Below are 12,565 nucleotides of genomic sequence, written 5' to 3'. Positions count from 1 at the left end.
TTGGGCTTTTTTATTTACACTTAGGGGGTAAACCATGAAGTTATTAGAGGATAGAATTAAAAAGGACGGAAAGGTCCTATCAGAACAAGTGTTAAAGGTAGATTCGTTTTTAAACCATCAAATTGATCCTGCATTAATGCTGGAAATTGGAAAAGAGTTTGCAGAACGGTTTGCTAATGAAGAGATAACGAAAATAGTAACGATTGAATCTTCAGGGATTGCTCCTGCTGTAATGGCCGGATATTATTTGAATGTTCCCGTGGTTTTTGCGCGAAAAAGAAAATCCTTAACACTAAATGATGATTTATTGACTGCTAGTGTTCACTCATTTACTAAGAATGAAACGAATGAGATCTCCATCTCTAAAAAGTATGTAAATGAAAATGATCGTGTTCTTATCATTGATGATTTCCTAGCTAATGGACAAGCTGCCCTTGGGTTAATAGAAATAGTGCAGCAAAGCGGTGCCGAGGTGATCGGGATTGGGATTGTGATTGAAAAGTCATTTCAAGAAGGGGCGCAAAAGCTTAAAGAACAAGGATTTAGAGTGGAATCACTGGCAAGAATTGCCTCACTCAAAAATGGAAAAGCAACATTTATAAATGAAAAAGTGGAGGAATTGGTCTGATGAAAGGACAACCAATGAAAACAGCCTCATTAGGGATTCAACATGTATTAGCTATGTATGCAGGGGCTGTGATCGTCCCTCTCATCATTGGCGGTGCATTGGGTCTCTCTAGTAAACAATTAGCCTATTTAGTTTCGTTAGATATACTCACAAGCGGCATCGCCACATTGCTTCAGGTTTGGCAAAATCGTTATTTTGGGATTGGCCTTCCCATTGTGCTTGGCTGTACGTTTACCGCTGTAGGACCAATCATTGCTATAGGCGGGCAATATGGTCTTTCCGCTATTTATGGTTCGATTCTAGTCTCTGGAATAATTGTGATGTTGATTGCAACCTTTTTTGGAAAGTTCATTCGTTTCTTTCCACCGGTTGTGACAGGTTCTGTCGTAACGATAATTGGTACTACCCTTATTCCAGTTGCCATGAATAATGTAGCTGGCGGTCAAGGCAGCCCTGACTTTGGATCGATTTCCAATATTGCCCTTGCGTTTGGTACATTATTGTTCATAATTATCCTTTATCGATTTTCAAAAGGATTCATTCGTGCCATTTCCATCTTACTTGGGTTAATTGGCGGCACAATCGCAGCATTTTTAATGGGAAAGGTAGATTTTACCGCTGTTGGCGAAGCTTCTTGGTTCCATCTGGTCACCCCGTTACATTTTGCCGTACCATCATTCGAATTGGCTCCGATTATTACGATGACGCTTGTGGCGATCGTGAGTCTCGTAGAATCAACAGGTGTCTACTTTGCTTTAAGTGATATTACAGGCAAAAAGCTTACGGAAAATGATTTGGTAAAAGGATATCGTTCAGAAGGTCTGGCTAGCGTCATTGGGGCATTTTTTAATTCATTCCCATATACCACCTACTCGCAAAATGTAGGGCTTGTCCAATTTTCTGGTGTCAAAGATAAAAAGGTTATATATACAGCGGCTGGAATCTTGATATTCTTAGGATTAGTTCCAAAAATCGCTGCTTTAACAACCGTGATTCCTACTGCTGTTCTTGGCGGTGCCATGGTCGCTATGTTTGGAATGGTCATTGCTTCCGGAATTAAAATGCTCAGTAAAGTCGATTTTTCATCCCAAGAAAACCTTTTAATCATCGCATGTTCTGTGGGAGTCGGATTAGGTGTTACCACCGTTCCGGATTTATTTGCACAGCTTCCGGAAAGTATCAAAATCCTGACAAATAGCGGGATTGTAGCAGGCAGTTTCACGGCCATTTTTCTAAACATTGTCTTCAATGTCGCAAAACCAATGAAGAAAAGTCAAACGACTCAAAGTTTAAAGGTATCCTAATAGTTAAAAAAATCAGCCGGGGTTATTTTATGCTCCGGCTGATTAAGTCTAATATACTTGTCACTGTACCTGTATTATCCTCACCTGCTCCTCTGGTTGTTTTGGTAATGGATATCGGAGCAATAATTTCGGCTCCCCCAAAGTTAACAATACCGCCGGAAACGGTCCCAATCCTAACACCATCGCGATTAACAGTCAATCACTTCACACTCCTTCCCTTCTCTTTTATTGTATGTACAGGTCCTGCAGCTTGTCTCCATTTCTTCAAAAAATAGACTATTTCAATATCTTCCAGCTTATTTACAAACACTTTTTTGTTCAACTTTACAAATCCACTTATAATACCGTAACACAATCAATAATAGAAATGGGTTAATGATTGCAGCGTGCCAGATTCTCCACCAGCCATAATGGAAATAACCCCAAGGTGGAGGCAATAAAGTAATCATTTCATAAATTAAAATAATTATAACAAATCCAATGATATATAAAATTTGTCTCTTGATCGCAGATTTAAACGGATACCAATTTAGAAAGATCATATTAGCTGGTGGAACTAGGAATAAATGTGGAATCAGCCCTTTCCATTCGATCTCTTTGGAAAAATACCAATAACCATGGTATTTAAACTCGATGAATGCGTCGAAATTAACTTGGAATGCAATCGTAAAGGTCCAGATATGAATGATTTGATTGACTGTCAGTGTTTTATTTTTTGTAAAGGCTATGAAATTAAAAATGAAGATGGCAATTATAAGTCCGACCATAGTTGAATTCCTTTTTATTAATACGATACCCAAAAAGCTAGGCACACTATTCATTAATAGAAATTAGAAAAGTACTTTACAGCAAAACTTATATTTCCAATAAATTTATAGTGTTTTCCATGTCAAAAATCTAGTCGAATCTTCTAAAATTTAGTATGATGGAATAATGTATTGAGTCTGAAACAAAGCGAGGATAACGAAAAAATGAGCCTGTTAAATGTTGAAAATTTATCACATACTTTCGGGGACCGTACTTTATTTAAAGACGTTTCCTTTCGATTATTAGCTGAAGACCATGTTGGACTTGTCGGTGCAAACGGCGTTGGTAAATCCACTTTAATGAATATTATTACAGGCCAATTAATTCATGACAGCGGTCGTGTAGAATGGACACCGGGCGTTCACTACGGCTACTTGGATCAGCATACTGTATTGACTCCGGGAAGGACCATGCGCGATGTACTCCGCGATGCCTTTCTCCCGCTTTTTGAAAAAGAAAAGGAATTAAATGAAGTAACAGCGCAAATGGCTGACGCTTCTCCTGAAGAACTTGAAGTTCTTTTAGAAAAAATGGGTGAAATTCAAGATGCTCTGGATGCCGGCGGCTTCTATTCACTTGATATCAAAATCGAAGAAGCAGCCCGCGGGTTAGGATTAGATGCCATCGGATTAGACCGTGATGTTGCGGCACTCAGCGGAGGTCAGCGGACAAAGGTCCTTCTGGCAAAGTTGCTTTTGGAACAGCCAAAGGTTCTATTACTCGATGAGCCGACCAACTATTTAGATGTGGAACATATTCGCTGGTTAACTTCTTATTTAAAAGATTATCCATATGCGTTTATTCTCATCTCCCATGATACGGAATTTATGAATCCAGTATCCAATGTCATTTTTCAATTAGAATTTTCAAAGCTGACCCGCTACACAGCCAGCTATGAGAAATTCCTGGAATTAGCGGAAATTAATAAGAATCAGCATATTAACGCCTATGAAAAACAAATGGAATTCATTAAAAAACAAGAAGATTTCATTGCAAAAAACAAAGCACGATATTCGACAACTGGCCGTGCCAAGAGTCGTCAAAAGCAGCTTGACCGTCTTGAAAGGATTGACCGGCCGGAAACGGCGGTAAAGCCAACGTTTGGTTTCAAAGAGTCACGCAGCAGCAGCCGATATGTTTTTGAAGCAAAGGATTTGGAAATCGGCTACGAACAGCCGCTCCTCCCGAAGATGAATGTGACACTTGAGCGCGGCGAAAAAGTTGCCATTATAGGCTGTAATGGTGTTGGTAAATCTACCCTGCTTAAAACAATGCTAGGTAAAATCGACCCATTAAACGGAAAAGTTGAACGCGGCGATTTCCTCTTCCCTTCTTATTTTGAACAAGAGGTAAAAGCAGGCGCATTGACACCGATTGATGATGTTTGGAATGCCTTCCCTTCGATGGATCAGCACCAAGTCCGTGCGGCTCTTGCCCGCTGCGGGTTGAAAAATGAACACATCTCCCGTCCAATGAACCAGTTGAGCGGTGGTGAGCAAGCAAAGGTCCGCCTTTGTAAGCTGATGATGAATGAAAGCAATTGGATATTATTCGATGAGCCGACCAATCACTTGGATATTGATGCAAAGGCAGAGTTAAAGCGTGCCCTTAAAGAATATAAAGGTACTGTCGTTTTAGTCTGCCATGAACCAGACTTTTATGAGGATTGGGTAACGAAGGTTTGGAATGTCGAAGAATGGTCACATCTAACTGTATAAGCACTCTTTTAAACCCCTGCCTCCCAGCAGGGGTTTTCCTTATTAATACAGGGTATAGACTATGAATACCGATATTTTCCTATTTAAATAATCGATTGATATCGATAGTTTAAATAGATTTTATGAATTTATTCGATAAAATTCTTTCTCTATAATGGTAAACGCATGATATATTAATTAAATCTAAGAGGTGCTATATTAATGAAGAAATGGCTTTCTGTTTTATTATTAGCTATTCTTGTCTTCTCCTTAACTGCATGTGGCAGCCAAAAGGATGAAAAAGCAAGTGAAGGAAAAAAAGAAACAACCACTAACGAAGTGTTTAAAATCGGAGCAATTCCTGACCAGAATGCTGCAGATCTTGATAAAGGAATGACGGCTGTTGCCAAATATCTAAGCGACCAGACGGGATTAAAGGTGGAATTTGTTCCTTCCGTTGACTATGCAGCACTAGTTACAGGTTTCCAGCGTGGAGAAATTCACATGGCCTGGTTCGGCGGCTTAACAAGTGTACAGGCGAGAAACCTTGTCCCAGATGCTGAATCAATTGTCCAGCGGCCACGTGATGCTGAGTTCCATTCCGTCTTTATTACACAGGCCTCAGAAAACTTCACAAAGCTTGAAGATATTAAAGGCAAATCGTTTACGTTTGGTAGTGAAAGCTCTACTTCCGGCCATTTAATGCCGCGTTATTTTCTATCGGAAGCTGGTATAAACCCGGATCAAGACTTTGACGGCAAACCGAATTACTCTGGTTCCCATGATGCAACCTATAAACTAGTTGAATCTGGTGCCTTCAAAGCAGGCGCATTGAACGAAGCCGTTTGGGAATCGGCTGTTAAGGAAGGAAAAGTGGATACATCGAAAGTGAAAGTATTTTACACGACTCCCTCTTATTTTGATTATAACTGGACAATTAACAGCAATGTGGATGACGTATTTGGTAAAGGCTCCAAGGAAAAGGTAAAAGAAGCCCTTCTTTCCATCACTGGCGAGCAAAAAGACATTGCAGACTTATTCCAAACGGACAGTTTTGTTGAAACAAACAATGATAATTACAAAAAGATTGAACAAGTGGCAAAAGAATTAAAGATTATTAAGTAGAAGGTGTAGACATAGATGTCTTCAAAAAACATGATTGAAGCAAAAAATTTAATCAAACACTTTGAGCGGAAGATAGCCCTATCTTCCCTTTCTTTTGTTATAAAACAAGGGGAATTAGTGGCTTTGATTGGACCAAGCGGTGCCGGAAAAACGACGCTGCTTAATTCCATTGCCGGGCTAGTGCCCCTTTCTAGCGGTGAACTATTACTAGATGGCCAGCCCCTTTCCGCTTTTAAAAAAGGAAAAATTTTCGCGAAAAAAGTGGGTGTCATCCGCCAGCAATTCGATTTAATTGGACCACTTGCCGTCATTCACAATGTCCTTGCCGGAAAACTGGCGGAATGGGGAACGTTCAAATCACTCTTTTCATTGCTTGTTCCTCAGGAAAAAGAATTGGCGATCCAGGCATTGGAGCGGGTCGGTCTTCATGGCAAGGCATACGAGATCACATCGAACCTATCCGGCGGTGAGCAGCAGCGTGTGGCCATGGCTAGATTGATGGTGCAAAAGCCTGAAATCATTTTGGCTGATGAACCGGTTGCCTCTCTTGATCCAGCGCGAGCCGACGATATTTTGGCGATGTTAACAAAAATCGTAACTGAAGAAAAGCAGACATTAATCACAAGCTTGCATTCCGTTGAATATGCAAAAAAGTATTTTACCAGAATCATCTCGATGAAAAATGGGGAAATATTCTTTGATTTGCCGACAGAGCAGGTAACAGATGAGCTATTGGCAGAGCTCTATCAGCTTAAAAGCGGTGTGAAGGTATGAAAGTAGTCTCATTCGTCCGCTTGCATAATCGTTTCATCCTTACACTCCTGTTGGGCGCTGTATTTATCTGGAGTCTCTTTTCTATCAAATGGAATGCCGATTTAGTTCATTCCGGCGGTATCCCCACACTTTTACAAATAGTAGATGGTCTCGTTCAACCGGATTTGTCTCCAGAGGTTTTAAAGCTTGGATTCGAATCAGCGTGGATTACTCTCGCCTATGCTGTTGTTGGAATGTCGCTTGCCGTTATCTATGCCTTCATCGTTGGGATCCTCGCATCAGGTGTGTTAACTTCCAATAAAATGACCCGAATCATTTCGAAGGTGTTTTTTAGAGGAATACTAGGATTTACCCGCGCGATTCATGAACTGATTTGGGCATGGCTTTTTGTAGCGGCTATTGGACTTTCCCCTTTTGCCGCTATTTTTGCGCTGGCCATTCCATACGGCGGCATACTTGGCCGAATTTTTGCGGATATGCTTAACGATGTATCCGAAGAGCCGATTAAAGCATTAAAATCAGCAGGGGCATCGAAATGGCAAATCCTTATCTACGGTTATCTCCCATTAATTTGGGCGGATATGATCAGCTATACCATGTACCGGTTTGAATGTGCAATCCGATCCTCCGCGATTATGAGTTTTATTGGACTTGGCGGACTGGGCTACCAAATTCAACTGTCACTCCAGGATGTAAAATATGACCGGGTATGGGCATTTGTTTTTTTCCTAATCGGACTGGTTATTTTCGTGGATATATGGAGTAATTTTGTACGCAGGGCCTTAACAGAACGGAAGAAATCCAGTGGATTCAGCCCTGGCTGGCGGTCAGTATCTTTTACCGGGCTGTTGATCATCGGCTCTTGGGTATACATTCACCTTGCTGAAAATGCACAATTTTTTGAATTACTATCAGATAAAAATCTCGAAGCTGCCAAGAGATTTTTTGGCGGGCTCATTGGTTTAACTAGCGAGCACCCCGCATTTCTTGACGCGGATAATTGGGCAGCTGCTTTAAAACTAACCCTTGAAACACTTGAAATGAGTATAATGGCAATAGGATTCGCGACCATTGCTGCCTTCCTAACAGTAGTGCCAGCCGCCAGAAGCATCGCCAATGGACAATTAACTGGGGCAAAGAAATGGTACAACTGGATTCTCTATGGTGTAGTGCGGATCTTTTACATTTTTTCAAGATCAGTTCCAGAGCTTGTCTGGGCGATGATGATCATTTTTATTTTCAAACCTGGGCTGTTACCTGGAGCCATAGCCCTTGCCCTTCACAATTTCGGGATCCTCGGAAAGCTATGGGCCGAGGTCATCGAAGATATGGACTCCCGCCCAATCCGAAATTTAGCTACAGCGGGTGCTTCTAAAATAGAAACTCTATTCTATGGCATCCTTCCTACTGTATTGCCGAAGTTTCTTACGTATATCCTCTACCGCTGGGAAGTCATTATGCGGACAACGATTGTCGTTGGATTTGTAGGTGCAGGCGGTCTGGGAATGGAATTTAAGCTCGCGATGAGCTTTTTCGATTACACGCAAATCACCTTGCTACTCTTATGTTACATGATTCTGGTGATCATTGCCGATTTTGCATCAGAAAGTACCAGAAAAGCAGTGAAATAATCAGATAAAGAACTATGGCATATTGAAACACTGGCTATAGTTCTTTTTTGATTTCGTTCCTAAGAAACTGACATTTCCTGTATAATAATTTTTACAAGAATACGAAACTTGGTGGTGATTTATTTGTACAAAGTAATGATTATTGAAGACGATGAAAAAATTAGTCAGATCATGTATGAGCATCTTAAAAAGTGGAAATTTCATCCCTTTGCTGCCAATGACTTTGAGACTCTCGAGCAACAATTCCTAACATTGAAGCCGGATTTAGTTTTGCTAGATATTAATCTGCCAGTCTATGATGGCTTTTATTGGTGTCATAAATTCCGGCAGCTCTCAAAGGTTCCGATCATCTTTATTTCTTCACGTACGGAAAATATGGACATTGTGATGGCAATGAATATGGGAGGAGATGATTTTATCCAAAAACCATTTTCTCTTGAGGTACTGACGGCCAAAATTAATGCCATTTTAAGGAGAACCTACACATACCAAAAAGGGAATCATGATTATATCGAACACAAAGGATTAATTCTAAATATGAATAAAGGTAGTATCACCTATTTGGACTTTGAACTTGATTTAACCAAAAATGAATATCAAATATTATTTTTACTTATGAAAAAGAAAGAAACGATTGTGACCAGGGATGAAATCATGCAGGCACTGTGGGAAAGTGAAAATTTTATCGATGATAATACGTTAACGGTTAACATTGCCAGACTAAGAAGGAAATTAGAGGAATTGGGGCTCACGGATTTCATCGAAACAAAAAAACGGCAAGGATACATCATTCCATGACATTTAAACAGCACCTTTCTGACCAAAAATGGCTTCTATTAACCTATCATTTCAACTTGCTATTCATTTCGATCGTAATAAGTGTAGACCCTAAATTACAGGTTAGTCTTGGCAGCCTCCTATATATGGTCATAATCTCACTCATTATTTTTCAAGTATATTTCATTGCCTCTTATTTTTATAAAAAACATCAACTTGAAAAATGGCAGCAATTAACTTTAGATGGATTTAGCGCCTACCCCGATGCGAAAACATTTGAGCAGCGAATATATCTCCAATCATTGCATAATGTCAGTGATCACTATTTGACGCAAATTCAGGATAGGAACGAGTCTGCGAAGGAACAGCTTGAGTTTATGACCCAATGGTTTCATGAAATAAAAACACCGATTGCGGTCAGTCGCTTATTATTAGAAACGGAAGTCGAATCACCAAGTCTGCAGGAGGAAATGGATCGGATTGAGGGCTATGTTGAACAGGCACTCTATTTCTCCCGCCTTCATGATTTTAATAAAGATTATCTGATCCAAGAGATTGAAATGGAAAACCTAATTAAGGAAATCGTTATCGTTGAGTCAAAGACATTTATTGCTAAAAGGATAAAAGTCAATATGCCTAAAAAAAACGTAACAGTTTTAAGTGATAAAAAAGCCTTAACCTATATCATTCGCCAGCTATTGCTCAATTCGCTCAAATATACGAATGAACAGGGAGAAATTTCATTCTCAATACACCCGGAGACGAAGCAGCTTATCCTTCGTGATAATGGGATTGGGATCCCAGCAGAGGACCTTCCCCGCGTATTTGAAAAAGGATTTACTGGAAAAAACGGGCGCAGCCACAAGCGTTCCACTGGAATGGGGCTTTACCTTGCGAAGAAGACGACTGAGAAATTAGGCCACGACCTCTTCCTCACCTCTCTAGCAGGGAGTTACACGGAAGCGATTTTAACCTTTCAAGAACATGAGCATTCATTTTATCAAATGTAAAAAACAAGCTCCAAAAAGAGGGCTTGTTTTTACGTTTCTTTGATAATTTTTAGATAGTTGGCAGTGGTTAAGAAGTAATACCCCAAATAAATGAGTAAATATACGCCAAAACAGGTGAAAAACGGGACTTGCATGTTGATTTGTAAAAAGTCAGCTAGGATATAAAGAATAACCCCCGTGTTGCTTGCTGCCAGCAGTAACGGGAGAATAAAGACAACGCCAACTTGCCTTGCTACCGCTTTTGAAATCTGCTTATCTGGGATTCCAATCTTTTTAAGAACCTTATACCGTTCCTTATCAGTGGTTGCCTCGATCAGCTGCTTAAAATAAATCATGCTCCCTGTTGCTAGGAGAAATACAAGGCCAAGAAATCCTCCAATAAAGATAAGCAGTCCATACGTTTCCATACCATAATGATAATTTTCATAGAAACTGGCGTAAATCGGCGCATTCTCTTGGTACCTAAATGGGGTAACAACCTTATTTATCTCACGATCTAACCCCTTCGCCATTTTTTCATTCGAGGTTTTATAGATATACAAGGTTTCTTCCGGAGTCATTCCGTGTTTTAATTCTTCGTATAGTTCATCACTAATGACCAAAGGAAATAACATTTCTCCTTGGTTTACCAAAGAAAAATCCTTATAATCTGTAATCGTAATGGTTGCAGTGGCAGAAAGTGCAACCTGCCCCCCTGTAAATGGATCCGATTTCTGATCAAGGTTGCCATCATAAAAGGCTGCAGCTTCATGTTTCTTTAAGTGAATGGAATCCTTCAGCCCTCTTAGCTTCATCAAATCCTGATAGGTTTGTTCGGAGATGAGCAGCGTTTGGAAAAAATCTGGCACTCGATTCAATTTCGAACCAACTGGCTTAATGGAGAGATAGGGAATCCCATTGTGGTAAAGAAGATCTTCTCCGGACTTTTTTTCTATTAAGGTCCGAACATCCTGATTCACCTTGTCGTCTTTCAGATTAAACATAAAGCTATATGGGTTATCGCGCTTTGAAAAATGGTCGATTTGATAATATAAACTATAAGTAACCATACAGGCAATTAACGTGACACTACTTAATAAGGAAATAACCGTCAAAATGAGTACATTGCCTTTTAACCGGTATAATAAATTCGTAATCGTAAGCAGGTTTTTTCCTTTTAAATAGATGGATGTAAATCTTTGTGCTAGTTTAAGTAAATACGTGATTAGAAAATTCATAAAGAAATAGGAACCAATTACAAGGAATAAAATGGCAGTTAGAAAGCGAATTCCAGTATTCTTTATTAAGTGATCGGGATTAAGGAATAGTAGATAGGCCAATCCAATGAAAACAACAGCCATAGCACTAAGAATCGGTGACCCTTTGGCCAGCCGCTCCCCTTTTCGCTCCGCTTTAAATAATTCTGAAAGAGAAAAACGATAAATTAATCGATAACTGTGAATGGATGTGACTAGAATGATGAAAAGAAAAACAGCCGCCGTTTGGATGAACGCTTGCGCTGGAATGCTAAACGACACCTCTAATGAAAACCCCATAAGCTTAAAAATAATCATCATGAAAAGCTTTGAAAATAGCAAACCAACAGTCATTCCAATTGTTAAAGCAAGCACTCCCATAATGAAATTTTCATATAATAGTAATTGGCCAATTTTTTTACGGCTCATTCCAAAAAGTGCATACAGACCTACTTCCTTTTTCCGCTTTTTCGTGAAAAACGAGTTGGAATACCAGATAAAGATTGCTGCAAAGATGATCAGGATGATGGAAGCGGCTGCAAATGCTGACTCTAGCTTTCTTAGGGTTACCGTCGATGATAGCAATTGTTCATTATACTGTAAGGAAACGAATGTAAAATAGATGGCTATACTGAAAATCATTGAATTTAAATAAATTATATATTGACGGAGGTTTTTCCAGATGTTTTTTCTGGCAATGCTAGATAATGTCATATTGGCCTCCCCCAATGGTTGACAAGATGTTTAATATTTGTTGGAAAAGCTGCTTCCTTGGTTGATCTCCTTTATGGATTTCTGTAAAGAGAGAACCATCCTTAATAAACAATACTCGAGAGCAAAAACTGGCTGCATAAGGGTCATGCGTTACCATTAAAATCGTCGCCTGCATCTCTTCATTCAACTTCCGAAACGTTTGCAGCAAATGATGGGCTGATTTTGAATCAAGTGCACCAGTCGGTTCATCTGCAAACAAAATACTTGGTCTGCCAATGATCGCTCGGCATACTGCTGTCCGCTGCTGTTGACCGCCGGAAATTTCATATGGATATTTGTTTAAAATAGCCTGAATTTCAAACATTTCTGCAACTGTAGCTGTTTTCTTTTTAATCTCATCCTTTGCCATTTTCGTAAAGGTAAGCGGCAGCATGATATTTTCTGCGACTGTTAAGGTATCAAGCAGATTATAATCTTGAAAAATAAACCCCATTTTATCTCTTCTGAATTCTCTCAGCTGATCTTCTTTCATTTTCGTAATTTCTGTCCCTTCGATCCGGATGGTTCCGGATGTTACGGTTTCAATCGATGATAAAACATTCAGTAAGGAGGATTTTCCCGCACCTGATGGCCCCATGACTCCCACAAATTCTCCTTTAGTGATATGGAGATCGATATCATCCAGTGCAGTGAATACGTTCCTTTTTGAGCCAAACACCTTGTTTACTCCCTTTGCTTCTAAAATTGTTTCCATTTATAATTAGCCTCCACCGTTTATTTCCATAGTTTAACTATAAGAAAATAACAACAGGTTTTCCATAATGAATCCTTACGCTTTTAGACTCTTATCTTACATTTTTGTA

General features: G+C 39.7%; 12 protein-coding genes. 8 read left to right on the top strand and 4 right to left on the bottom strand.

What is annotated here, in order from left to right; translation table 11 throughout:
• The first annotated feature begins 34 nt into the window (after window positions 1–34).
• Together FAY30_RS12920 and FAY30_RS12915 are read left to right on the top strand one after the other, a co-directional pair.
• Window positions 35–628 carry a xanthine phosphoribosyltransferase gene (locus FAY30_RS12920; RefSeq protein WP_149870263.1) on the top strand — a complete coding sequence of 198 codons (594 nt, stop codon included), beginning with the start codon at window positions 35–37 and terminating at the stop codon, window positions 626–628.
• Window positions 628–1,932, top strand: coding sequence for a nucleobase:cation symporter-2 family protein (locus FAY30_RS12915; protein ID WP_149870262.1), 1,305 nt, complete (start codon window positions 628–630; stop codon window positions 1,930–1,932). Before FAY30_RS12920 ends, FAY30_RS12915 begins: the two co-directional genes overlap by 1 nt.
• Window positions 1,933–1,954: 22 nt before the next feature.
• Here FAY30_RS12915 and FAY30_RS12910 read toward each other — a convergent pair whose 3' ends face one another.
• Window positions 1,955–2,131, bottom strand: a complete 177-nt coding sequence (locus FAY30_RS12910; RefSeq protein WP_149870261.1) for a spore germination protein — start codon at window positions 2,129–2,131, stop codon at window positions 1,955–1,957.
• A 97-nt stretch (window positions 2,132–2,228) separates the two neighbouring features.
• Entirely contained in the window at window positions 2,229–2,699 is a 471-nt protein-coding gene (locus tag FAY30_RS12905; protein WP_149870260.1) for a hypothetical protein, read from the bottom strand.
• Between the two features lie 204 nt (window positions 2,700–2,903).
• Between FAY30_RS12905 and FAY30_RS12900 the strand changes: the two genes are divergently transcribed.
• The 6 genes from FAY30_RS12900 (at window position 2,904) to FAY30_RS12875 (ending at window position 9,753) form a co-directional block, all read left to right on the top strand.
• Window positions 2,904–4,457 (top strand): ABC-F family ATP-binding cassette domain-containing protein, encoded by a 1,554-nt coding sequence (locus FAY30_RS12900; RefSeq protein WP_149872694.1) that lies wholly within the window; start codon window positions 2,904–2,906, stop codon window positions 4,455–4,457.
• A gap of 201 nt (window positions 4,458–4,658) precedes the next feature.
• Window positions 4,659–5,561, top strand: coding sequence for a putative selenate ABC transporter substrate-binding protein (locus tag FAY30_RS12895; protein WP_149870259.1), 903 nt, complete (start codon window positions 4,659–4,661; stop codon window positions 5,559–5,561).
• A 15-nt stretch (window positions 5,562–5,576) separates the two neighbouring features.
• Window positions 5,577–6,335, top strand: coding sequence for a phosphonate ABC transporter ATP-binding protein (locus FAY30_RS12890; RefSeq protein ID WP_149870258.1), 759 nt, complete (start codon window positions 5,577–5,579; stop codon window positions 6,333–6,335).
• Window positions 6,332–7,966, top strand: a complete 1,635-nt coding sequence (locus tag FAY30_RS12885; protein WP_149870257.1) for a PhnE/PtxC family ABC transporter permease — start codon at window positions 6,332–6,334, stop codon at window positions 7,964–7,966. The genes FAY30_RS12890 and FAY30_RS12885 overlap by 4 nt, the downstream gene beginning before the upstream one ends.
• Window positions 7,967–8,101: 135 nt before the next feature.
• A complete protein-coding gene (locus FAY30_RS12880; protein ID WP_317845712.1) occupies window positions 8,102–8,764 on the top strand; it encodes a response regulator transcription factor in 663 nt (220 codons plus the stop codon).
• Window positions 8,761–9,753, top strand: a complete 993-nt coding sequence (locus FAY30_RS12875) for a sensor histidine kinase (protein WP_149870255.1) — start codon at window positions 8,761–8,763, stop codon at window positions 9,751–9,753. Before FAY30_RS12880 ends, FAY30_RS12875 begins: the two co-directional genes overlap by 4 nt.
• Before the next feature lie 29 nt (window positions 9,754–9,782).
• Here FAY30_RS12875 and FAY30_RS12870 read toward each other — a convergent pair whose 3' ends face one another.
• Entirely contained in the window at window positions 9,783–11,702 is a 1,920-nt protein-coding gene (locus FAY30_RS12870) for an ABC transporter permease (RefSeq protein WP_149870254.1), read from the bottom strand.
• Complete coding sequence (locus FAY30_RS12865) at window positions 11,689–12,456, bottom strand: ABC transporter ATP-binding protein (RefSeq protein ID WP_149870253.1); 768 nt, start codon at window positions 12,454–12,456, stop codon at window positions 11,689–11,691. Before FAY30_RS12865 ends, FAY30_RS12870 begins: the two co-directional genes overlap by 14 nt.
• Between the last annotated feature and the right edge of the window lie 109 nt (window positions 12,457–12,565).

The organism is Bacillus sp. S3, from assembly GCF_005154805.1.
Classification (GTDB): Bacteria; Bacillota; Bacilli; order Bacillales; family Cytobacillaceae; genus Neobacillus.
This window is presented reverse-complemented; position numbering and strand designations above follow the sequence as displayed.